The 24794-nt window shown below is 39.5% G+C and carries 17 protein-coding genes and 2 pseudogenes; 1 reads left to right on the top strand and 18 read right to left on the bottom strand.

Annotation, left to right across the window (positions count from 1 at the left end):
* The first annotated feature begins 78 nt into the window (after positions 1 to 78).
* On the top strand, positions 79 to 588 hold the full coding sequence (locus ACHZEU_RS23660; protein ID WP_048392396.1) for a ferritin: 510 nt from the start codon (positions 79 to 81) through the stop codon (positions 586 to 588).
* Positions 589 to 797: 209 nt separating this feature from the next.
* Here the strand turns inward: ACHZEU_RS23660 and tnpA are convergent.
* The 18 genes and pseudogenes from tnpA to ACHZEU_RS23570 form a co-directional block, all read right to left on the bottom strand.
* Positions 798 to 1274: pseudogene (gene tnpA, locus ACHZEU_RS23655) on the bottom strand (IS200/IS605 family transposase).
* Positions 1275 to 1443: 169 nt separating this feature from the next.
* Positions 1444 to 2616, bottom strand: coding sequence for an iron-containing alcohol dehydrogenase (locus ACHZEU_RS23650; protein WP_048392395.1), 1173 nt, complete (start codon positions 2614 to 2616; stop codon positions 1444 to 1446).
* 17 nt (positions 2617 to 2633) lie between these two features.
* On the bottom strand, positions 2634 to 3479 hold the full coding sequence (locus tag ACHZEU_RS23645; RefSeq protein WP_404803838.1) for an N-acyl homoserine lactonase family protein: 846 nt from the start codon (positions 3477 to 3479) through the stop codon (positions 2634 to 2636).
* 20 nt (positions 3480 to 3499) lie between these two features.
* Complete coding sequence (locus ACHZEU_RS23640; RefSeq protein WP_404803837.1) at positions 3500 to 4921, bottom strand: aldehyde dehydrogenase family protein; 1422 nt, start codon at positions 4919 to 4921, stop codon at positions 3500 to 3502.
* 100 nt (positions 4922 to 5021) lie between these two features.
* The gene (locus tag ACHZEU_RS23635) at positions 5022 to 6023 is read right to left on the bottom strand and encodes a LacI family DNA-binding transcriptional regulator (RefSeq protein WP_231595618.1); all 1002 of its coding nucleotides are present in this window, start codon (positions 6021 to 6023) and stop codon (positions 5022 to 5024) included.
* Positions 6024 to 6095: 72 nt separating this feature from the next.
* Positions 6096 to 7316: an RtcB family protein gene (locus ACHZEU_RS23630; protein ID WP_404803836.1), complete on the bottom strand. Its 1221-nt coding sequence runs from the start codon at positions 7314 to 7316 to the stop codon at positions 6096 to 6098.
* A gap of 104 nt (positions 7317 to 7420) precedes the next feature.
* Positions 7421 to 9271 carry a dynamin family protein gene (locus ACHZEU_RS23625; RefSeq protein WP_404803835.1) on the bottom strand — a complete coding sequence of 617 codons (1851 nt, stop codon included), beginning with the start codon at positions 9269 to 9271 and terminating at the stop codon, positions 7421 to 7423.
* A 256-nt stretch (positions 9272 to 9527) separates the two neighbouring features.
* Positions 9528 to 10412, bottom strand: a pseudogene (gene rbsK, locus ACHZEU_RS23620) (ribokinase).
* 408 nt (positions 10413 to 10820) lie between these two features.
* Entirely contained in the window at positions 10821 to 11411 is a 591-nt protein-coding gene (gene leuD / locus ACHZEU_RS23615; protein WP_404803834.1) for a 3-isopropylmalate dehydratase small subunit, read from the bottom strand.
* Between the two features lie 33 nt (positions 11412 to 11444).
* Positions 11445 to 12854 carry a 3-isopropylmalate dehydratase large subunit gene (gene leuC / locus ACHZEU_RS23610; protein ID WP_404803833.1) on the bottom strand — a complete coding sequence of 470 codons (1410 nt, stop codon included), beginning with the start codon at positions 12852 to 12854 and terminating at the stop codon, positions 11445 to 11447.
* A 17-nt stretch (positions 12855 to 12871) separates the two neighbouring features.
* Positions 12872 to 13972, bottom strand: coding sequence for a 3-isopropylmalate dehydrogenase (leuB, locus tag ACHZEU_RS23605; RefSeq protein ID WP_404803832.1), 1101 nt, complete (start codon positions 13970 to 13972; stop codon positions 12872 to 12874).
* A gap of 184 nt (positions 13973 to 14156) precedes the next feature.
* Positions 14157 to 15692 carry a 2-isopropylmalate synthase gene (locus ACHZEU_RS23600; protein ID WP_404803831.1) on the bottom strand — a complete coding sequence of 512 codons (1536 nt, stop codon included), beginning with the start codon at positions 15690 to 15692 and terminating at the stop codon, positions 14157 to 14159.
* Complete coding sequence (ilvC, locus tag ACHZEU_RS23595; protein WP_404803830.1) at positions 15679 to 16713, bottom strand: ketol-acid reductoisomerase; 1035 nt, start codon at positions 16711 to 16713, stop codon at positions 15679 to 15681. Before ilvC ends, ACHZEU_RS23600 begins: the two co-directional genes overlap by 14 nt.
* An 86-nt stretch (positions 16714 to 16799) precedes the next feature.
* Positions 16800 to 17315, bottom strand: a complete 516-nt coding sequence (gene ilvN, locus ACHZEU_RS23590; RefSeq protein ID WP_016991907.1) for an acetolactate synthase small subunit — start codon at positions 17313 to 17315, stop codon at positions 16800 to 16802.
* On the bottom strand, positions 17312 to 19078 hold the full coding sequence (gene ilvB, locus ACHZEU_RS23585; protein WP_404803829.1) for a biosynthetic-type acetolactate synthase large subunit: 1767 nt from the start codon (positions 19076 to 19078) through the stop codon (positions 17312 to 17314). The genes ilvN and ilvB overlap by 4 nt, the downstream gene beginning before the upstream one ends.
* A gap of 485 nt (positions 19079 to 19563) precedes the next feature.
* A complete protein-coding gene (ilvD, locus tag ACHZEU_RS23580) occupies positions 19564 to 21234 on the bottom strand; it encodes a dihydroxy-acid dehydratase (RefSeq protein WP_279495354.1) in 1671 nt (556 codons plus the stop codon).
* A 370-nt stretch (positions 21235 to 21604) separates the two neighbouring features.
* Positions 21605 to 22927 carry a D-arabinono-1,4-lactone oxidase gene (locus tag ACHZEU_RS23575; protein WP_279495356.1) on the bottom strand — a complete coding sequence of 441 codons (1323 nt, stop codon included), beginning with the start codon at positions 22925 to 22927 and terminating at the stop codon, positions 21605 to 21607.
* Positions 22915 to 24090: an amino acid deaminase/aldolase gene (locus ACHZEU_RS23570; RefSeq protein WP_279495359.1), complete on the bottom strand. Its 1176-nt coding sequence runs from the start codon at positions 24088 to 24090 to the stop codon at positions 22915 to 22917. Before ACHZEU_RS23570 ends, ACHZEU_RS23575 begins: the two co-directional genes overlap by 13 nt.
* Between the last annotated feature and the right edge of the window lie 704 nt (positions 24091 to 24794).

Genomic DNA, 24794 nt, shown 5'->3' with positions numbered 1-24794 from the left:
TTAAATTTTTTGTATGTTACTGCCTCTACGCTGTATACTAGTAAAGAAGTCATTTACTGCAAAAGGAGGAAAACTTTTATGTTATCTGAAAAACTACACACAGCTCTTAATGAACAAATGAATTTTGAATTCTACTCTGCGCATGCCTATATGGCAATGGCAGCCTATTGCACAGATCAAGATTATGATGGCTTCGCTAACTTCTTTTTAGTACAAGCAGAAGAAGAACGCTTCCATGCCATGAAATTTTATAATTTCTTAAGTGATATGGGCTACCGCGCAACAATTCAAGGTTTTGAAAGCCCAGGCAATCATTTCGAATCCATTTTAGATGCCTTTAAAACGGCTCTATCACACGAAAAAGAAGTAACACGCCGTATTTACAATTTATCAGACATTGCTTTAGATGAACGTGAGCATGCGACAATGGCCTTCTTAAAATGGTTTATCGACGAGCAAGTAGAAGAAGAATCTACATTTGATACATTAATTCGTAAAATCGAGCGTATCGAAACTGACTCAAACGCAATCTTTATGCTAGATGCAGAATTGGCTACACGTACATTTACACCAGATACAGAAGCATAATATTTCTTATAAAAAAATCTGCCATTAAGGAAGATTTTTTTAGGTATCTAACTTGCTTGTGGGATTTTCAAAAGATGCAATCAAAAGAAACGTTAAAAATCAACGTTTGCTCTAGGTCTTTAACGCTGGGGTACTGGCCCATGTCTAAAGACACACTGAAAGGTCCGCCAACCGCACTCCGTTTTCACGCTACCACTAAAGTGGTTTTATTATTTTCGCTTTTTTGCTTGTATTTCTTCTCCTGTAAATGGATCAATGAATTCTTTCATGGTCATTTGATCCTCAAGAATATCCTCTTGCAATTGATTTTTTATATATTCCTGTATGATTTTTCTGTTTCGTCCTACTGTWTYTWCWTAATMTCCGCGACACCAAAACTTCCTMTTTCCATATTTGTATTTCAGGTTCGCATGCCGATCGAATATCATTAAACTACTCTTCCCTTTCAAATAACCCACAAACGATGAAACACTTATTTTTGGTGGAATACTCACCAACATATGAATGTGATCAGGACAGGCTGTGGCTTCAATGATTTCTACTCCTTTTCTTTCACATAACTGGCGAAGAATTCTACCTATATCTGCTTTGATTTGTCCATAAATAATCTGCCTTCTATATTTKGGCGCAAAGACGATGTGATACTTACAATTCCATGTCGTGTGTGCTAAACTTTTATTATCCATTTGGAGCCCCTTTCGTACGAAGTCGGTTGACCAGACCTGATTTCATTGTACGGCTGGGGTTTTTTTCTTGTCCATAGCTAGAAGCTCTTTGGAACCCCTCGCATAGCAAGGGGTTTTCAAAATATACAATAAAAGAGAAACGTTGAAAAATCAACGTTTCTCAGGTTCTTTATGGTTCTCTTACCACTCCATCAAAGGCAGCTTGATAGATTTGATAGATATCTTCACGCTCTAATGGCATTGGACTTCGCGCTAAAATACGCGTTTGTTTTGTAGCATCCTCTGTTAGCTGTTCAAGTGCTGATGCAGGGATATTGAATCCTTGTAATGTTGAGGGAATTTTCACATCTTGAACGAGTTGTTGTAAGGCATCAACACATTTATAGGAAGCCTCTTCTTGCGATAAATAGGATGATGATATTCCCATGGCATCTAAAATATCTTTCATTCGTTTTTCACAGCTTTGACGAATATACCCCATGACATATGGTAATAGTACTGCATTGGAATCACCATGAGCTATATGGAACTGACCTCCCAGGGGATAGGCTAAAGCATGGACGCCTGCTACACCGGCATTGAAAAAGGCTAATCCTGCTAAATAGCTGCCATAACTCATATCTGTGCGCGCTTGCTTGTCTTGTCCATTATGGACAGCTGTTCGGATTGACTGGCTAATTAATCGGATAGCTTGTAGTGCAAGTGCATCCGTTACTGCATTCGCATTTACTGATACGTAGGCTTCTATCGCATGAGTTAACGCGTCTACCCCAGTCGCCGCTGTCACCTTCGATGGTAAGGAAATCGTTAAGGCAGGATCTACAATCGCTACATCCGCTAATAAATAATCATGTGTCACGACATCCTTGGTTGTATCCAGTGATAGCACAGAAATATTTGTTACCTCCGAGCCTGTCCCAGAAGTGGTAGGAATTAAGATTTTAGGTAACCCTTTATTATCTAATGTTTTCGTTCCTGTTAGGTTTAAATAATCTGCAACTTTTCCATCATGTTTTGCTAATACGGCGGCAAGCTTTGCTAAATCCAGTGCACTGCCCCCACCTACACCAATCACCAAATCAAATGGATGCTTTCTCGTAAAATCAACCAGTTTTTCGCCAATTGCAAGCGGAGGCTCTGGTGCAATATCCGTATAAATGGTTGTTGTATAGCCTTTCTCAATCAAAGGCTTTTCAACATTGTCCGTTAGACCTATTTCTTTTAATAATGGATCTGTCACGATCAAAATATTGTGAGCGTTAAACTTCTTTACCTCTAGCAGAAGCTGACTCAAACAGCCCCAGCCAGTATAGCTAGCAGGCGTAAAGGTTAATTTATGCATGGCTTCTCTACTCCTATCTATTCATAATAGCCTTCCGTTGATTTTCTAAATGATTTAAATTGAATAGGATCATGGCCAAACCATACCTGTGAATTTGTTTCATTTGCTAGTCTTCGAATCCGTTCCACTGTTGTATTATAACCTACAGAATCGTAGATAATGCCTGGTGGCTTGACAGGAGGACCAAAGCTTTCTGCCGTATAAATGGCATCTGAGGCTAAAATAATACCACCTGTGTCAGGCATTTGAATATGCAAACCTAGCATTCCCCAAGCATGACCACTACCAAAATTTAATACTTGTATCCCATCAGCTAGTTTTACATGATCCTCGCCACGTTTGATTAAGCGCCATTGTAGATTGTTTTTAATCCACATATCAATGTCACCCCAAACATAGGCACCGTCTTTCACGTTTCTAGCATATGTTTGTAATGTGCCATTAAACTCATCTTCCTGTACAATAATTGTGGCATTTGTAAAGAGTTCTAAGCACCCTGCATGGTCGAGATGCAAATGGGAAGCAACAACATATTTGATATCCTCTGGACGAACATTTAATTCTTCTAGACGATGATGTAAATAGCATTCTTCTGGCATATTAATAGGAAATGCTTTTTGCGTAAATTCACCCCATCGCCCTTCTGGACCCATCGAGTTTGGATTGCATGCAGTATCAAATAGAATTTTGCYTTCTGGATGATCAATCAATACTGTATAAACAGGGAATTCAACAAATTCATTTGGCTGATTTGGATGATCGATGGTTGCGGGATTGTGCATCGCAATCATATAATTTTTATCCATTCGCATCGTACCATTGTCCATCACATACAATTTTGGATGTTGTTTAATCATTTTCATTTTCCCATCTCCATTCGTGATTATTGGTTATTCCAAATTACTAGCTTCATTTCCGTCATTTCTTCTAACGCATATTTAATGCCTTCACGGCCTGTGCCGCTTTCCTTTACACCACCATATGGCATGTGATCTACTCGATAAGTAGGTACATCATTAATGATGACTCCACCAACGTGCAATGCTTTTGTAGCCTGAAAAGCTGTCTGAATAGAAGGAGTGAAGATGCCTGCCTGTAGGCCATAGTGAGAATTATTGATAGCCGCTATCCCTTCATCAATGGTGGATACCGTATTAACGATAACAACAGGTGCAAAAATTTCTTCACAGGATACACGACTCTGTGGCTGAACATTATATAAAACAGTAGGCAATAAAATATGATTGTCAATGTGACCACCTGTAATTACTTGTGCCCCTTCAGCTACTGCCTCTTCAATCCATTGATAAGCACGCTGTTGTTCAGCTTGTGAAATCATCATAGCAAGATCTGTTTGATTATCCATTGGATCWCCAATTGTAAGCTGCTCTATTTTTTCCTTCAGCCGTATTAAAAATTCCTCCACCATACTTTCCATGACATAGATACGTTGTAAAGAAATGCAAACTTGACCTTGGTTGGAAAAGGCCCCCATCACAATGCGATCCATAATACGCTCTAGCTGTACCCCTTCATCGATAATTACGCCTGCATTGGAACCTAATTCTAAGGTTACTTTCTTCAAGCCTGCACGATTGCGTAGAGAAATCCCTACCGCTGGACTTCCTGTAAACGTTATCATCTTAACATTTGGATGTGCTAAAAATGCATCGCCTACTAATTTACCTTGTCCAGTTACAAGATTAAAGGCACCTGCTGGTAAATTTGTTTGCGCCAATAGTTTTGCCAAAAAATGGGCGGATAGCGCTGTTTGTGTGGCAGGTTTCAATACAATCGTATTGCCTGCAGCTAATGCTGGCCCAACTTTGTGTGCTACTAGATTTTGCGGAAAGTTAAATGGTGTAATCGCTGCCACAACACCGATTGGCTCTCTTAATGTATAAGCAAAGCGCCCCTCTCCATTTTTTGATGCATCCATTGGAACCATTTCACCAGTAAGTCGCTTTGCTTCTTCTGCCGCAAATTTATAGGTTTCAACTGTGCGATCAATTTCAGCGTAAGCATACTTTAACGGTTTGGCTGATTCCATTGCAATGATACTTGCTGCTTCATCTCTATTTTCTGCAAAAAGGGTGGATAACTGCTCTAAAATCTCTGCTCGTTGAAAAGCAGTTAATGCAGCCATTTGAGGAGCTGCAGCATGCGCACTTTCAATGGCCTCCTGTACATCTTGTTCAGTGGCCATCGCAAAGTGTGCCAATACCTCTTGTGAATAGCGAGATTGTATCTCCATCCATTCAGCAGTCATCTTCCATTCTCCATTAATCCATAAGCCCTTTTTCAATCGTAATTCACTCCTTTCTTTTTATGGTTACGTATTCATTTCAGAAAATAAAGAAATGAATACGTAACCATTTTGGTGTAAAAAATAAACTGATGGTCTATCAGTTTATTTTACACGTTGTATTTCTTGGGAAAATCTTAACAGACTCTGTTTGTCTAATGCAAGTACTTTTTTTCTCCATTACCTCAAATAATTTTTCGATAGCAATAAAACCTAAGTTCTCTTCTGATGTTAAACCTACAGTTGTTAAGGCAATAGAGTGATGTTTACTAAGCTCTACATTATCAATACCAATGATATTAAAATCTCTCGGAACCTGAAAACCTCTCTCTAAACAAAGATTCAATATTTCAATGGCAATGGCATCCGTAGCAGCACAAATAGCTGTTGGTCTTTTTTCGAGTTGTAAAAGCTCTGCAAACGCACGTTCAATATCCATTTTATTGGTGTTCGTTAAAAAAGTAGGCACTAATTTTGCATCTAGCCCATAATCCTGTAAAGCTTGTTCAAATCCCAGATAGCGTCCATAGAAGGTACTCATTTGATGTGGACCCCCTATCCAACATAAAGAGTCATGCCCTAATGATAGGACATGCTTGGTCGCAAGGTAACCTGCTTGAACATTATCAATTTCTACAAAATGTCTATTCTCTTTATGCTTACGGTTAAACATAATAAATGGAATAGCTAGTTTTTCTAGTTTATAAAATAAATCATCTTGATACAACATAGAAGACAATATAATTGCGTCTGCTTTCGTTTCTAAAACGGCATTGTAGATTGAATTAAGATTATCCTCTGTGCCAAAATAGACATTAACTTTATAGCCACGTGCATTAACATAATTCACGATGGCTGTAGTTGTATCAACAAAAAAAGGGTTGTGTAAGGGCCCCGAAATCAATGTAATAATACCTGTTTTTTTCTGAACAAGCGATCTTGCTATATCATTTGGCACATAGTTTAGTTCCTCTATCGCCTGCATTACTTTTTCAATTGTTTTTGGCTTTACAAGCTCTGGTGTATTCAATACTCTAGATACAGTTGTTTGTGAGACACCAGCATGCTTCGCCACATCTTTTGAAGATACCAAAAAAACCACCCATTTCATCATTGTGAAGCTATATTATATCATCTATAGAATAATGATTATAGTGATGATTCCTTCTCTACCTTAACGCTTTCGCTCATATGGCTTTGCAGCTTCACTCGCTTTAAAGTTATAAACAGGTTTAATAACTTTGACAATATCTACAGTTTCCCTAATCGCAGAAGTAATTTCTGTCATCGGCTTATAGGCCATTGGTGCCTCATCCAATGTTTCTTCATTGACTGATGTTGTCCAAATCCCCTGCATCGTATCTTTAAAATCGGCCATATTCAAAGCTTTTTTCGCTGCGCGTCGTGAAAACATGCGTCCTGCTCCATGGGGGGCTGAATAATTCCATTCCGCATTGCCTTTCCCTATACAAATCAGAGATCCATCCCGCATATTCATTGGAATAACTAGCTTTTCATCTTTATTTGCACGAACAGCCCCTTTGCGAAGCGTCATCGTTTCTGTATCGATATAGTTATGAATCGTATCAAACGTATCTGTAAAATGCCAATCCATCTGTTTAGCAATGGTTTCTGCAATGGTCCAACGATTCATCCGTGCAAATTGCTGTGCAATCTTCATATCATGGATATAATCATGGAAAGCTTCCCCCTCTAAATATGACAAGTCTTTCGGAACGAACGGTGTTTGTTCTTTATAGGCTTGTATCATGGATTGAATCTCTTGTTGTCGTCCTTGCTGTTTCATTGCCTCTATTTTTTCTGTCAAATCTTCTCGACGTAAATTTTCATAAGCTCTTTTTTGATGCCAATTAGCAACCTTTGCCCCTACATAGCGTGACCCCGTATGGATGAGCAAATAGTGCTGATCATCTTCATCTTTGGCAAGTTCAATAAAATGGTTGCCTCCCCCAAGTGTACCTAATGACAAGTTCGTATAGTCGTCTTTCAAGCCGCTTGCTCGAAATTGTTTACCTTCAAACTCTACAAAATGTCGGCTTGGCGATACTTCTTTATGAATATCCTGCCCACTTGGTACATATGTGCKAATGATGGCATCGAGTTGAGCAAAATCAACTGTTGTTACGTCAAGTTGTGCTACAAATACACCACACCCCACATCAATGCCKACAAGATTGGGTACAACACGKTCTTGCAATTGGATGGTCGTGCCAATGACACATCCTTTACCCGCATGATAATCTGGCATAATACGTACTTTAGTGCCTGCCATAAAAGCCTGGTCTGTTAATTCTTGAATCTGATCAACAGCTGTTTGTAATGCTGTTTGCGCAAAGATTTTTGCATTCGTGAAGCGTCCATTTATTTCAATCAAGTGTATCCCTCCTTACTACTTATACGTAAAACTGGAATGATTTGTTTCATATCATAAAGAAAACGTTCTAAAAGYATGCTACTTTTAGAACGTTTGGTGAAAACCTAATCTTCATATTGTACAACTAATTTTTTASGTATTTCGGGTATATCATTTGATTTTACATCTTCTTCCCTTAAGTCAAGCATTTGCAGGGGATATTTTTCTTGCACCTCAAAAGGTATTGCAATACTTTCCATTTTATTATTCATTTGACTTCTTGCGAGTAAGCCATTGTTTGATAAATCAATGGCTAAAATAGCCTGCACAGTTTCCTCAAGCATGGCAATATCCTTCGATTTCAACGGCATTTGCTCATTCATTAAAAATGGTTGAAGATGCTCTTTTATATAACCCTGTGCTTCGATTAAGCAAGAAAATTCATTTAATTTTTCAGCATAGCGCTTTAACTGACGCTTATCTTTTGCACGCTGTTGATTTAGTTTCTGTACCTTTTGTTCAATACGGCTCATGCGTACTTTCACTAAATCAATCAAAAAAGGCTGGGTATCTCGAATCGCCTGTAGCATTGAAACCTCTGCTTGTTGTACCTTGGCATATTGGGCGACACAAACCTCTTGCTGCTCATTGAGTTTTTGAACACGCTCTTTGAAAAATTCATTTTGCGTATGTTGGCCAAAGAAAGCTTTCATAAGACCTTTACCATGAATTTTTTTATGTTGTGCATCTAAACGCTCATATTCGCGTAAATACTCACTGTGCATGTTGCGGTATTCACGCAACATTTGTTGATAGTGCACAGCAATTTCAGTAAATTCTTCCACCTTGGAATCGTGTAAATAATCATGTTGCGCTATCGTTTGTAATAGCTGATACAGTGTTTGAACCTGTTTAAACGTGTTCGCTACCTGTTCATATTCTTGCTCATATTCTTTGACAATTGCTAAGTCACGTTGATAGCGAGAATATTCATATTGGGTATCGCCTGCGTATTTTTCAATATTCTCTACAGCAGATTGAAATGGATCTCGTTGTGGAATTACAGTTAATTCGAAGCGGAATCGTTCAAGCCATTGTAAGAAGCGAATTAGGATGGCATATGTTTTTTTATCACTATTTTCAGCCACACGATGAATGTGAGCAATTAATTGATCATACTGACTTTTTTGCCAAAGCTCATGACTGTCTGTTTGTTTGGCTACTAGTGCATTAATTGCTGAAATCCCTATAAAATCACTCATCAAATGACCAATACGTTGTTGTTCAGAGTCCATAAATGCTGTGGCATGTTCCTCATCATCGATGCCGTTGATGACACATAAAGGTTCAACACCTTTATTTTTTAACGTTTCAATCAAGAGAAGTTCAGCATCCATTGCCATTGAACCAGCGCGTAACACCCAGAAAATTTCATCAACACGGTTCATAAGCGCCTCTGAAAAATAAGCCATTTCTCCTCCGCCTGCTTCTAATGACACAGAATCAATTATTGTCACGGATTTTAATAAATCATTTTTCAAATAGACTTCTAGGTAATCTAAATGTTCACGTAAAATCTGGGAAGCAAACGTATCGCCAGTTGTTAGTAGCTCTAATTTACTGAGATCAAATACAGCGACAACACCATCTAAAAAATAAGCTTTAATCTCTTCTTGCTCGCCGTAGCGTATAAACGTATTTACACTTGTTGGATGCTGATCATCTACCGATAATATTTCGCGTCCTAGAAGTCCATTCACAAGTGTTGTTTTGCCCACCCGCTCTTTTCCAACTATTAAAATCATCGTCTGGTTATTGGCATCTTGAATGATTCGATTTAAATGTTTTGCTGTATCTTTCACATATGTATTTTGGACGATGATGCCATACRAGTGTCGTAGTTGGTCAACAAATTGCGGCAAAATATTATTCGCTGAGGTTGTATTTTCGATTGGCGTATTGTCAATGTTCGTCATCCTCAAAACCTCTTTTCGTATGTATCTATAAGACCATTATAAATGAAACTATGGCTTTTCTAATACATGGATTGATGAAAADAGGACAAYMKACTTATACGTTTATACGACAAATAGGAATTCATCCTTACACCTATTTCCTGTCTGCTTCATATATGATTGCTACACAGACTAAAGGGAATAGTCCCAGCTATGAGTTTAGAAGTATTAGGYTWKRASATTTCTSWSCAMRGTTGMTGAATARSTGAMCTTTGTSCTATCYCYCSAAACCAGCCATACGTGCATAAACAGCTCCAAGTAATGGCATTCCACCTTGGGCACCTAGTTTCTCTACAGATAAGGAAGCAGCGATATTAGCAAAATATACAGCCTCATCCAACGATTGCCCTTCTACTAAAGCATAGGCTAAAGCACCATTAAAGGTATCACCTGCGCCCGTTGTATCCACGACTGTTGTCATATAACCTGGAACATGAATTGGATAGGAGCCATCGAAATAACGTGCACCATCACTTCCTAGCGTCACGATTAATTTATTAGGATATTTTTCTAAAACTTGTTCCACAGGCTCGTTAAAAATTTCAGCACMTTCTGTYTCGTTAGGTGTTAAATAGGTAATATCGTCCATCCACTGCACATCAAAATTGGCTGCTGGAGCAGGGTTTAACAGTACCGGAACACCCGCTTCTTTACATAAATGAATGGCATGGGCTGTCGTCTCTTTAGGGATTTCAAGCTGTATAATTACCAAGTGACTTTTTTGTATCAACTCTTTTGAAGCTTCAAGATGGGATATGCTTAGGTCATAATTAGCTCCAGGTACGACAACAATTCGATTATCGTTATTGTAAATAAGTATATTAGCMAYKCYYKTAKRARCRRTKGWSMYTTTTAMAATRRCGTTTGTCTGAATCTGCTCTTGCTGTACAGCGGMATGTAATGTCTCACCAAAATGATCATTCCCTAAACAGCCAACCATCGCCACCTCACTGCCAAGACGAGCTGCGGCAACTGCTTGATTAGCCCCTTTTCCTCCTGGAACTGTTTGAAACGAGTTACCTAGAATGGTTTCCCCCTGCTTTGGAAAAGCATTCATTTGTACAACTAAATCCATATTTAAACTTCCTATAACTGTAATCATGGAATTCCACCTTTCATCTTTTGATCAAACAAAAAACAACTGAAATGAGTAGTATCATTTCAGTAGCTTAACAATATAAAAATTCGTATAAACTAAAAACCTATCGACTGTTTTAGGGATGCCCTAAATTCTTTCACTTACTGTAAATCGATACGAGCTTCTTTTACTCGTTAAATGAAAACGATCTAGTCACTCAGGCTATCTTCCTGTTATGCGAAGCAATGCTTGAGATGACGCTTTCGAAAACTGGCTGGATTTGTCCTTTAATATACAAAMATCAACAAAAAGAAAACANAACANAACCTTCGCATTTGATGTTTCCTTAATTATAAATAATTTCATATAGGAAATGCACTACAAACACAAAAAAACTGAAGACAACATAAAACTTGTCTTCAGTCATATCAATTAATAGGCTACTCGCTTCGCCTCATATGCGGCAATGTGGTCCTCATATTTAAAGGTTAAGGCGATTTCATCCCAGCCATTCAGTAACGTTTCTTTATAGTATGGGTCAATTGTAAAATGATAGACTGTACCATCTTCCCCTGTTACGGTTTGCTCTGCAAGATTTACTTCCATACTATAGGGCTTTGCTAAGCCTTTTGCTAAAATAGCATCACATTCCGATTCTGTTAKCTTAATCGGTAAGATACCGTTTTTGAAGCAGTTATTATGGAAAATATCTGCAAAAGAAGGTGCAATCACAACGTTAAAACCGTAATCTAAAATTGCCCATGGTGCATGTTCACGAGAGGAGCCACAGCCGAAATTATCTTGCGCCACTAGAATTTTAGATTCTTTAAATTCAGGTTTATTTAATACAAAGTCAGCTATTTCATTCCCTTGTGCATCGAAACGCCAATGGTAAAATAAAAACTGTCCAAAACCTGTGCGCTCAATACGTTTTAGAAATTCTTTTGAAATAATTTGATCGGTATCAACATTTTTTCGATCAAGTGGTGTGATGACACTATTTACGATATTAATTGGTTCCATTTTTCAATCATCCCTTCCCGAGTAAAGCAAGACTTACACTGTTTCCTTCACAAATTCACGTACATCGACGAAGTGACCTGCAATCGCAGCGGCTGCTGCCATTGGTGGTGACACTAAATGTGTACGAGCTCCAGCGCCCTGACGTCCTTCAAAGTTGCGGTTTGAGGTAGAGGCACAGCGTTCTCCAGCTGGTACGATGTCATCATTCATCGCAAGACACATCGAGCAACCAGACTCTCGCCATTCAAAGCCTGCATCCATAAATATTTTATCTAAACCTTCTGCCTCTGCTTGTTTTTTCGTTGTATGTGAGCCTGGGACAACGATGGCTGTGACCTTGTCATGCACCTTACGCCCTTTGATAACATCAGCAGCTGCACGCAAATCACTAATGCGTGAGTTTGTACAGGAGCCAATGAAGACATGCTGGATGTCAATGGATGTTAATGGCTGGCCTTCCTCTAAGCCCATATAGGCAAGTGCTTTTTGAAGTGCCGCCTTGTCTGATTCATCCTCATAATCTGCTTGTGTTGGAACATGCCCAGAAACACCAGTACCCATCGATGGGTTTGTTCCCCACGTAATGATTGGTTCAATTTCTTCAGCTTTTATAATACGAACCGTATCGTACGTTGCATCTTCGTCTGAAGCAAGACTTAACCAGTAAGCGGCTGCTTCTTCCAATTTTTCTCCCTGCGGTGCATATTTGCGTCCACGAATATAATCGACTGTTGTTTGGTCAGGTGAGATAAGCCCTGCTTTTGCGCCTGCCTCAATTGACATATTACAAATCGTCATGCGTTCTTCCATAGATAGTTTGTGGATAGCCTCTCCAGTGAATTCCACAATATGTCCTGTACCAACACCTATTCCGAACTTGGCAATGATGGCTAGAATAATATCCTTTGCCGCTACCCCAACTGGTAGCTCCCCTTCAACACGAATCTCCATCGTTTTCGGCTTATTTTGCCATAATGTTTGCGTCGATAATACATGCTCCACCTCTGATGTTCCAATACCAAATGCAATGGCCCCGAAGGCACCGTGAGTCGATGTATGAGAATCACCACAAACAATGGTTTTACCAGGCTGTGTTAATCCAAGCTCTSGCCCAATCACATGGACAATCCCTTGGTCAGGGTGACCCATGCCCGCTAACTCAACGCCAAATTCCTCAGCATTTTTAGCTAATGTTTCGATTTGATTGCGCGCAATGGGATCATGGATAGTTGGTAAATTTTTTGTTGGTACGTTATGATCCATTGTCGCAAAGCTTAAATCAGGACGACGCACTTTACGTCCGTTCATGCGTAACCCTTCAAAAGCTTGCGGAGATGTTACTTCATGAATTAAATGAAGATCAATATATAACAGGTCCGTCTTGCCCTCATCAACATAAACAANAANTTTAACCCAAATTTTTTCAATTATTTTTTTACCCATTGTCTTCACCTATTTCTTTAAATATATGTTGTCATAATACTTTGTGATACAAAGCTAGTATCAATTTCGTTAATTACCTTATCTGTCCATTCATTAGTCGATAAAATACGACTGCCGTCACGAGCAAGATCTGCTGTAAAGTAGCCATCATCAAATACTGCACTTACCGCGCGTTCAATTTCTGCTGCTTCTTCTTTTAAGCCAAATGAATATTGCAGCATCATCGCTACGGATAAAATGGTTGCAGCAGGATTTGCTACACCTTGCCCTGCAATTTCTGGTGCGGAGCCATGTACTGGTTCATATAAGCCAAAATTATCACCACGAATGGATGCGGATGGTAAAACACCTAGAGAACCAGTAATAACAGATGCTTCATCACTTAAAATAGCACCAAACATATTTTCAGTAACGACTACATCATAGTGTCCAGGATTTGTAATAAGTTTCATCGCAACAGAGTCTACTAGGTTATGTTCTACGATTACATCTGGATACTCTTTTTTCTTTGCTTCTACAACTTCACGCCATAAGCGACTTGTTTCAAGCACATTCGCCTTGTCAACAGAGCATAATTTGCCACCACGTAAACGTGCTAGTTCAAAGGCATTCTCAACGATACGCTCTACCTCTGCTTTAGAGTAAACCGTTGTATCAATTGCGCCATTTTCAGTACGCATACGTGGTTCCCCGAAGTATACGCCGCCTGTTAGTTCACGTACAATCATTAAATCAACGTTCTCAGCCACTTCACGCTTTAATGGTGAAGCATCTAGCAAACTCGGGAACGCCTTTACTGGACGTAGATTGGCAAATAAATCGAAGTGTTTCCGAATTCGCAGTAACCCTTTCTCTGGGCGCAATTCAGGAGGGTTTTGATCCCACTTTGGACCACCTACAGCTCCTAATAAAATCGCATCACTATTTTCACACATCTCGATTGTTTCATCCGGTAATGGATTATTGTGCTGGTCGATCGCAGCACCACCAATTGTTGCATATCCTAAATGAAATGTATGATTAAATCGTTTACCAATCACCTGTAATACACGTACAGCAGAAGCAACAACCTCTGGCCCAATTCCATCACCGGGAAGTACTGTAATTTTTCTCTCCATCGTCAAAACACCTTTCTTTGTATAGCGTATTCGCTAATTTAGTAAAGACGCTCACCTACCTTTTATCGAGGTGAGCGTAGTCATTACGTCTAAGCGTAATTTTTGGTTAATTGATACAATACGCCATGACATCATTGCATCCGACTTGTGAATGGTACTTCATACAATTCACTACCTCAGAAACCTATACAGGATGTGCGCGAAGGCTTGCTTGAATTAAATSACGGTTAATAGCATTTAAATAAGCTTTTGCCGATGCTTCTAAAACATCTTGAGAGGAATTACGGCCTGTAGTCGAAACCTCATCATAGCGAATATTAATAACCGCTTCACCCAGTGCATCTCGTCCTTTGCCAACCGAAGTCACACGGTAATCAATGACATGTACAGCTCCAGGTACAAGTTGCTCCAGTGTATTAAAAATTGCTTCTACAGAACCAGAGCCAGTAGCTACAACGGTTTTTTCTAGTCCCTCAGGTGTAAGCACAATGGCTGTAGCTGTAGGAATATTTTCAGTACCATATTGCACCTGCACCATTTTCAACTCAAAGAGTGGTACATCTTCTACTTGAACTTGTTGCTCAGTAAGAAGAGTAAGTAAATCTTCCTCTGTACTTTCTTTTTTACGATCAGCCAATTTTTTAAATTCCACAAWTGSTTTGTTCWRCTTTTCATCAGAAAGATGGAAGCCCATTGTTTCCGCACGATCACGGAAGGCTGCACGACCAGAATGTTTCCCGAGAACTAATGGAATCTCACCTTCGCCGATTAAAGCAGGTGAAATAATTTCATAGGTTTCTGGATTTTTTAAGACACCGTCTTGATGGATGCCCGATTCGTGTGCAAAAGCATTTCTTCCTACAATCGCTTTATTTGGCTGAATCACAACATTTGTCAATTTACTGACTAATTGAGACGTACGTTTAATTTCTTGCAACTGAATGCCCGTTTGCACCTGATAAATATCCTTGCGAATATGAAGTGCTACAGCAATTTCCTCGAGTGCCACATTACCTGCGCGTTCGCCGATACCATTGATTGTTCCTTCGACTTGTGCAGCACCATTTTCTATTGCGGCAATCGTGTTAGCTGTTGCCATCCCTAAATCATCATGACAATGGGCAGAGAATTTCACTTTGTCAGCACCTTTGACATTTTCCAGTAGGAACTTAAATAATGCACCATATTCTTGCGGGGATGCATACCCTACAGTGTCTGGAACATTAATCGTTGTTGCACCAGCAGCAACCACTTCGTTCATAATTCGCACTAAAAATTCACGATCAGAGCGGAATGCATCCTCGGCAGACCATTGTACAAGTGGGAAGTACTTTTTAGCGTATTTAACAGCCTCTACCGCTTGCTCCACCACTTGCTCAGGGGATTTTTTTAATTTGTATTCCATATGAATAGGTGATGTGGCTAGAAAAATGTGAATATGTGGCTGTTGTGCTACTTTTATCGCTTCCCATGTAGCATCAATATCCTTTTGGATACAGCGAGCTAGCCCCGTCACAATGGAATTTTTTACTGTACCTGCAATGCGATGGACTGCATCAAAGTCACCGGGTGACGAAGCAGGAAATCCTGCTTCTATAATTGTCACACCAAGGCGCTCTAATTGYTTGGCAWTTTCAAYCTTCTCGGCTGTGTTTAAGTTGATCCCAGCAGATTGTTCACCATCGCGAAGCGTAGTATCGAAAATATCAATTTTTCGCACTTGTCGCCACTTCTCTCACAACTTTTTCTTTACCTTCGTTGATGAATGGCATCATAGCACGTAGTTTTGCGCCTACTTCTTCGATTTGATGGTTCGCACCAGCTTCTTTGAATTTTGTATATTCTGGACGACCATTTTCATTTTCTTGAATCCAACGACGAGCAAATGTACCATCTTGGATATCTGTTAATACGTCTTTCATACGAGCTTTTACAGACTCATCGATAATGCGTGGTCCTGCAACATAATCTCCCCACTCTGCTGTATCTGAAACTGAGTAGCGCATTGTTGCCATACCGCCCTCAAACATTAGGTCAACAATTAATTTAAGCTCATGTAGTGTTTCAAAGTAGGCTAATTCTGGTTGATAACCAGCTTCTACTAATGTTTCGAATCCTGCTCTTACTAGCTGTGTTGCACCACCACAAAGTACCGCTTGTTCACCGAATAAATCTGTCTCTGTTTCTTCTTTGAATGTTGTTTCAMGAAGCCCACCACGTGCAGCACCGATTCCTTTACCAWMCGCAWGCGCTAAATCTTTTGCTTGKCCTGTAGCATCTTGGTGAATAGCGAATAGTSYTKGTACCCCAGMACCTTCTTGGAATTGACGACGAACTAGATGTCCTGGTCCTTTTGGTGCTACTAAAAATACGTCAACGTCTGCTGGTGGTGTAATTTGACCGAAATGGATATTGAAGCCGTGTGCAAACATCAATGCTTTACCAGCTTGTAAATGTGGCGCAATTTCCGCTTCATAAACTGCTTTTTGGCGCTCATCTGGTAGTAGAATTTGGATAACATCTGCTTCTTGTGCTGCTTCAGCCACTGTTTTCACGTCAATACCATCTGCTTTTGCCGCATCGAAGGATCCACCTGGACGAACCCCTACTACCACGTCAAAACCTGATTCTTTAAGGTTTAAAGCATGTGCATGACCTTGTGAACCGTAACCGATAATTGCGATTTTCTTTCCTTTTAATACGTCCTCGTTGATATTTTGCTCATAGTACATTGTAGCCATTGTTAATTTCCTCCTAGAATATGATTTGTTTTTTATAGCTTTAGATACTTGCTCTGTCTATAAAGCTATTCATTTTTATATGCAAACTATTTTAAAATAGAGAGCTGCGGGTTTGAGACTTTTTGTGTTTCACGAACGGAGGCAGTTGCCCCTGTACGTGTAAGTTCTTTAATGCCATATGGTCGAATGAGTTCGATAAAGGCATCAATCTTCTCTGGATGCCCTACTACTTGATACGTCACAACATTTTTGGCTGTATCAATAATTTGGGCGCGGAACGGTTCAACAATTGAATTCATTTCCAAACGTAAATTTGGTGGGGAAATCACCTTTACTAGTGCTAGCTCTCGCAGAACAATCGATTTATCGGTAATGTCATTGACCTTTAACACATCAATTTGCTTGGATAACTGTTTCACTAGTTGCTCAATTTTGCGTTCGTCCTCTATGTTGACAACGAAGGTCATCTTTGAAAAATTCGGTTGCTCCGTATGACCTACTGTAATCGATTCAATATTGAACTGACGCTTCATCAATAAACCTGTCAAACGGTTTAATACACCACTTTGGTTAATCACAGTTACGGTAATTACTCGCTTCAATTTTTTTTCACCCCAATCATTTCATGTAAGCCTGTGCCAGGTGCTACCATTGGGTAAACACATTCAAGCTGTTTCACTCGACAGTCAATTAATACTGGCTCATCAGACAACAGTGCCTCACGGAAAATAGACTCTGCTTCATCGATTGTGTTAATACGATAACCTTTAATGTTATAAGCATCAGCTAACTTAACAAAATCTGGTTGGATCGGCATAAGTGATGATGAATAGCGCTCTTCATAGAATGTTTGTTGCCATTGACGTACCATGCCAAGACAGCTATTATTCAAAATCACTATTTTTACTGGTAAGTTAAATTCCTGTAGGATGGATAGCTCCTGTGCCGTCATTTGGAATCCTGCATCTCCTACAATCGAAATAACTTTTTTGTCTGGCTTCGCAAATTGGGCGCCAATTGCGGCCGGGAAGCCGAAGCCCATCGTACCAAGTCCACCAGACGTTACCCATGAATGATCATTATTTAAATGATAATATTGCGCTGYCCACATTTGATGCTGCCCAACATCTGTCGTCACAATGGCATTACCTTCMGTTACYTTGTGCACTAATTGCAATGCCWCTTGTGGTAGGATKTCTTGCGTATTTGTATCCTTGCAATACCATAATGGATATTCCATCGCATGATTCCTTAAATAAGCTAACCAATCGGCTGTATCAGGACCTTGGAAATCCTTTTTCAATAGTGCTTTTAAAGCCTCCTTGGCATCAGCAACAATTGGAATATCTGTCGGTACATTTTTGCCAATTTCAGCAGGATCAATATCGATATGGATAATCGTTGCATTTGGTGCAAATGTAGCTAGATTACCTGTTAGACGATCATCAAAACGTGCCCCAATATTGAGTAATAAATCGGATTTTGTGATCGCTGTATTTGCTGTAGCTGTACCATGCATCCCAGCCATCCCAAGGAATAAGTCATGTTCACCATGGATGGAGCCCAATCCTAGCAATGTGTTCGTTACTGGAATACGATATTTTTCTGCGAAAGTCGTTAATTCCTCACGTGCATCCGCAAAAAGAACACCTGCACCCGCTAAGATGATTGGGTTTTTTGCCAATGAAATGGCTTGAATCGCCTTTTGGACTTGTAGATAATTTGGTTTATATGTTGGCTGATAGCCTGGTAAATAAATTTCATCAGGTGCTTGCGGTGGATTCTCTACATCAAACAACATTTGGGAAACGTTTTTTGGGAAATCCACGACAACTGGTCCCTTACGACCTGTGCTAGCGATATGGAAAGCTTCCTTCACAATGCGGGGAATATCATTGACATCCTGCACCTGATAGTTGTGCTTTGTAATCGGTGTTGTAATCCCCATAATATCGGCTTCTTGGAAAGCATCTGTACCGATCACAGATGTCGCAACCTGTCCTGTAAAAACAACCAATGGAATAGAGTCGATCATGGCATCCGCAATACCTGTTACAAGGTTTGTTGCACCAGGTCCACTTGTGGCAATAACAACGCCCGTTTTACCTGAAACACGAGCATAGCCTTCCGCCGCATGAATAGCACCCTGTTCATGTCTTGTTAAAATATGGCGAATTGGGTTTTTATACATCGCATCATAAATTTGTAATACGGCTCCTCCTGGATAGCCAAAGACAATTTCAACCCCTTGATCGTGCAATGCCTGCACTAATACATCTGCACCGTCCTTCGCTTGATAGGTTTGTTCAGCTGTTGCTGTTGTAGCTAATTGTTCTTGTTCATTGATTGAAACATTCGCACTCATCAAATTATGCCTCCTTCATTTCTTTCAAACTCACACATCAGTGTTGTAGATTAGTGAAGTGTCAATAGCTGGATTGACTATTCCTCTCATCCTTTTCGTTGAGAGGCTGTTCAATTGCATCGTGAAAATAATAAAAAGCCTTTTTCTCCACACGCAAAGAACTACCTTACGTAGGGATGAAAAAGACTTTCCATGGTACCACCCTTTTTTATAGCAAATAATTGCTACCTCGCGAATAAATGACAGCATTTATGCACCAATGCGAAAGACATCGCATCCAATATAGTGCCATAAAACATTTATTCATTAATAACGAGCACTTTCGACTATGCCCGGAGCTATCTAATGGTGTAAACACGTTTAATAGCCCACTCCGAGGGGATGTCGGATCTAGTTGTATCGCCGGCTTCCAGCACGACCGGCTCTCTGGTAGATACAAGGCTCTAGAACCTTTAACCTCATCAACGTTTTTATTTATCTAGTTGTTAAATTTTCATTACGCCTCCAGTGGAAGCGCTCGTCACTAATTTTGAATATCTTGCTAACCAACCACGTTTGATTTTTGGCTCAAAGACTGGTAATTTTGCACGACGTTCAGCTAAAACTTCATCTGAAACTTGTAAATTAATCGTACGATTTGGTAGATCAATTTCGATAATATCTCCGTTTTCTACTAAAGCGATTGGACCGCCTTCAGCAGCTTCTGGTGAAATATGGCCAATTGAAATACCACGAGATGCACCTGAGAAACGACCATCTGTAATTAATGCAACCTTTGTACCAAGGCCTCGACCTTGAATGGCAGATGTTGGTGCAAGCATTTCTGGCATCCCTGGGCCACCCTTAGGTCCTTCATAGCGAATGACGACTACATGGCCCTCCTTCACCGTTCCATTATCAATGTTTTCTTGTGCTGCTTCTTGTGAATCAAAGACAATTGCCTCGCCCTTGAATACTTTGATAGAAGGATCAACGGCCCCTACTTTAATAACAGAGCCATCTGGTGCGATGTTACCGAATAAAACTGATAATCCACCTACAGCACTATACGGATTGTCTTTTGTTCGAATGACTTGATCATTCGTGATGTGATAATCTTTGACAAGCTCACCCATTGTAACGCCTGCTACGGTTGGACGGTCTGGATGAATAGCACCTGGAATAGATGTTAATTCATTAATAATGGCACTTACTCCACCTGCTTTATTAATATCATCCATTGAAATATCTGAAGCAGGCATGATTTTTGCTAAATAAGGCACTCTTTCCGCTACTTTATTAATATCTTCAATGTTGTAATCTATTTCGGCTTCATTGGCAATTGCTAATGTATGAAGAACTGTATTTGTGGAGCCCCCCATTGCCATATCAAGAGCAAAAGCATCATCAATTGCCTCTTTTGTAATAATATCGCGAGGTTTAACGTCTTCCTTGACCATGCGAATTAATTGCTTAGCTGCTTCTTTAATCAGCTTGTGACGCTCTTCAGAAGTGGCAACGATTGTACCATTTCCAGGTAAAGCAACACCAAACATTTCCATTAAGCAGTTCATTGAATTTGCTGTAAACATGCCTGAGCATGAGCCACACGTCGGACAAGCATTATTCTCAATATCCAACAGCTCTTCCGCAGACATTTTTCCTGATTTGTGTGCTCCTACACCTTCAAACACAGATGTTAAGGAAAGCTGTTTCCCTGCTGCAGAAGTTCCTGCCTCCATTGGACCACCTGAAACAAAGATAGATGGTACATTCGTACGAACTGCTGCCATAAGCATTCCTGGTGTAATTTTGTCACAGTTTGGAATATAAAATACGCCATCAAACCAATGTGCATTAATAACTGTTTCAGCAGAGTCTGCTATAATTTCACGACTTGGTAAGGAATAACGCATACCAATATGCCCCATTGCAATACCATCATCGACACCAATTGTATTAAATTCGAATGGAATACCACCCGCTTCAATAATAGCTTCTTTCACTACATCAGCGAACGTACGTAAATGAACGTGACCTGGTATTATGTCGATATAAGAGTTACAAACCCCAATAAATGGTTTGCCTAGATCTTTTGCTTTTACTTTGCCTGTTGCATATAAAAGACTTCGATGTGGCGCTCGATCTACGCCTACTTTAATCATGTCACTTCTCATTTTAAACGCCCCTCATTGCTATCCATACTATGTTCGTTGCTATAGACAAAATGTTCTGTCTTTTTAATTTTTGTTTATAGAGTAATAGCCTCTTAGACGACTACTGCTGTAACGAACGTGTTAAATTGTTGTTATCATAGTACGAAAAAAAGGTCTCGTCAACACTATTTTTTGAATTGTTTAAACAATTCAAAAAATCTGTCAAAATTGAAATCGTTTACATGCTGATTAAGCATCAGTTTTATCTCGCTTTGATAAAAATTTTGACATTTCGTTCAAATTTTAATTTTTTAATAATAAACAAAAATGGATAAATAAAAAATTCCCATATATTTGAATAAGCTAAGTTATCCAATCCTAGAGATAACGCTTACAATAGAAACAACTTTTTTAAGTATCCTGTAAAAAATATTTGTTCAGGATCGTATTGGTGTCGAATGCTTAAAAACTTTTCAATCTCTGGATACAACGCATAGACCGTTTGCGCTGTTAAATGATGTTGTTTTCCCCAGTGAGGACGACCTTCATATTTTTGCATCAATGTATGCACCCATTTAAAGTAAGGCTCTTCTGCCATTCCCTTATACATATGAAAGGCTATAAAAGCCGACTCACGCCCTTGTGTTGGACTTAAAAAACCTGCTTCGCCTGCAGTTGTTCGACACTCTAAAGGAAAATGAACATTAAAAGTCCCTTTTTTAAAGGTTGCATGGATTTCCTCCAAACAAGCTTCAAACTGTGATAAAGGGATGGCATATTCACTCTCTTGAAACTTCACGCTACGAGGTGAGGGATAAATTTCATAGCTTATCCCTACTTTTTCACTTTCTACCACATTGGCAGCCGCTATCTTGCTCATGGCACTACTTAAACCAGGTTTCCACTTACAAAGCTCTGACATCGCAAAGAAAGCCCCGTTTTCTACTATTTGTAGCTTTAACGTTTCTATTTTTTTATTCCATTCACTTTGATAAACAGGCGCGACCGCATTCATCCGTTTTACTTGAATTGTTTCACTACCAGGGAAATAAAACCACTCCACATGACGATGTTGACGAATATCCTCCGCAAATAACGAGAGACCATTTGTCAATGTTTCTCTTGCCCCCACATAATGCAAACCATATAGTGGTATGACCTTAATCGTTACTTTGACCAGAACACCTAGCATCCCAAGAGATACATGCAGCGCTTCAGATAAATCATCCATACCTCTCCTATGTTCCTGATAAGTACCAGTACCGTCTACAAATCCCCATGCCTGGACAGCTGACGATAGAGAACCAAGTGTAACCCCCGTGCCATGTGTGCCAGTTGACACTGCCCCTGCAATGGTTTGCTCCTGTATATCGCCAATATTGATTAACGCAAAACCGTGTTTCGCTAGCATTGGTCCAATTTCATATAGGTAGGTCCCCGCCCATAATGTTGCCTCCTGCCTTTCCTCATTCACAGCGATTAATCCACGCAGATTATGTAAGGAAATTGCTATATGCTCAGGCATAGCCACAGCGCTAAAAGAATGAGCAGCACCTGTGACACGGATTGTCTTTCCTGATTGACACGCATGCTTCACAATTGCTGAAACTTCATCAATAGAGTGTGGTAAATACATTTCACTCGGATAGGAAATAACATTCCCAGCCCAGTTTGTCCACTTTTCACCATTTCGCCATTTTTCTATAGAAAACATTGTCCATCTCCCCTATATGTTGTGTAATGTCCTGCATACTTGTCACCACGAATAGCATGCAGGACCTGAAAACGCTCACAAAGCTCTCCTGCCTTCGCATGTCGAAAATAAATGGTATCGCCAATATTGATAATCTTCCCTTTGACCTTAATAGGTGTTTGCACTTCCCCTGCGCCTTCTAGGCTAAGATATGCAAAAGTGGTAGGGTCATAGAATACAGGCAAACGATCCATCCCAATGGCTCCAGAAGCCGTATAGCCTCCCCCATGACAAACAACGATATTTTTTTCAGGCATTCTTGTTACACGTAAGGCAAATCCAGCAGCCTTTTCTAGCTGTAAATGTGTAAATTGATCGAACAATGCGGGTGCATAAAAAGCCGAGCCAACTGTAATTTCCGTTACTTCCTTCTGTTGATTGGTGTACGTCATACTTCCTGATCCTCCACCATTAACAAAGCGTAGATTTGGAAAATAAGCCTTGATATGGGCGATCGCTAATCGACGAAACTGCGTTACTTGCTTTTTGGCTTGTACTTGCATGGCTTCTATGACTCTACCTTTTAAAGCATTTGCAGGACGATTGCCCACCCCTGCTATTTGAGCCTCATAGCCCATCGCTCCTACCACTTCAATTACAGGGGTGTTTTGAATGGTTTGTAAAAAAGGTGTCAACGTTTCAAGAGAAGACAATGACGAACGTTTTGTTCCAAAATACAATACTTTAAAATCATTAGAAACATTAAGATCAATACAAACCTGTACACGTACGCCAATCTCTTGTCCTAATTTCGCCAATAGTTGGATATGTTCTTGTCTGTCTACCATAAAGGTGACGATTTTTCCCTCCTTTACAAAATGCAACAATCGACGAATCGTTGCTTCCTCCATTACTGGATAGCCAAGCAATAAGTCATCAAACTGCTGCTCTAATAAAAAAAGGGTCTCTGCTGCAGTAAATGTCATAAACCCCACAACATTCACAAGTTTTTTTTGTATATAACGAAGGACCTCAATAGAACGAATCGATTTTGTTGCAATACGAATTTGTTTTCCCCCACAAGCATCTTGAACCATTTGTATATTTTTATCTAGTGCATCTAAATCTAACCATGCAAATGGTCTTTCCAAATCACAAAATGCTTGATCCAATCTTGACGTCATTTCATCACTCCCTTGTATAAACTATGTATTTGACATTTAGCAGAATAATTCCTTTTTTCAGTTAATTAAGCATAATAAAACAACCGTGAGCCTGTTTTACAATAAGACTACACGGTTGTTTTAATATGGTATAAACATTTCATTCACCTTTCTATTAAATTGGTTACGATGCGTATAAGAAATCAGCTGCAAGATTTAGCATTACTAATAAATGCAAACCAGCAATTAAAAAGCCTTGACGATTTAAACGTTTCATAACAGCCATATTCATATGACCACGCTCCTTTTCTACATTATAATCCCTTTATACAGAATTTTCAAACTATTAAAAAGTGGAAATTTACCCATTTTTCTTTTTCTACACAAAAAATTCTCCCAAAGAAATAAGGAATTGCACATAGAATTGACATTCTGTTTCAATAAAAAATAATGTATTTTTTCACGAATGAAAAGGCTATTGTAGTAAATAATTTAGTTAAATGGCTGTTTTTTATTGTTACTGGCGATTGGGCGTTGCATGCATTTCTGGTACGAATTGAATACATGAACATACTATAGAAGTAAGCGATAATCGGTGTATGTACAATATAGAAGTAATTGTAGTTAATGTGGACATTTTCACGGTAGTTTATGCAGGTGGATTAGCTATAAAGTGAGCACAGCAAAGGAGCTGCATTCACTTGTCTACAGCCTTATTTACAACA

Origin of the sequence: Lysinibacillus sp. S1, from assembly GCF_044986265.1 — a bacterium.
Taxonomy (GTDB): domain Bacteria; phylum Bacillota; class Bacilli; order Bacillales_A; family Planococcaceae; genus Lysinibacillus; species Lysinibacillus capsici.
Note: the sequence above shows the minus strand (reverse complement) of the source record. Positions and strands in the feature narration are given on the sequence as shown.

Bases quoted from the DNA above. Each gene is read 5' to 3' on its own strand.
- ACHZEU_RS23570 (WP_279495359.1), bottom strand. From the start codon at position 24,090: ATGACGTCAAGATTGGATCAAGCATTTTGTGATTTGGAAAGACCATTT.
- ACHZEU_RS23660 (WP_048392396.1), top strand. From the start codon at position 79: ATGTTATCTGAAAAACTACACACAGCTCTTAATGAACAAATGAATTTT.
- ACHZEU_RS23650 (WP_048392395.1), bottom strand. From the start codon at position 2,616: ATGCATAAATTAACCTTTACGCCTGCTAGCTATACTGGCTGGGGCTGT.
- ilvD (WP_279495354.1), bottom strand. From the start codon at position 21,234: ATGAGAAGTGACATGATTAAAGTAGGCGTAGATCGAGCGCCACATCGA.
- leuB (WP_404803832.1), bottom strand. From the start codon at position 13,972: ATGGAGAGAAAAATTACAGTACTTCCCGGTGATGGAATTGGGCCAGAG.
- ACHZEU_RS23575 (WP_279495356.1), bottom strand. From the start codon at position 22,927: ATGTTTTCTATAGAAAAATGGCGAAATGGTGAAAAGTGGACAAACTGG.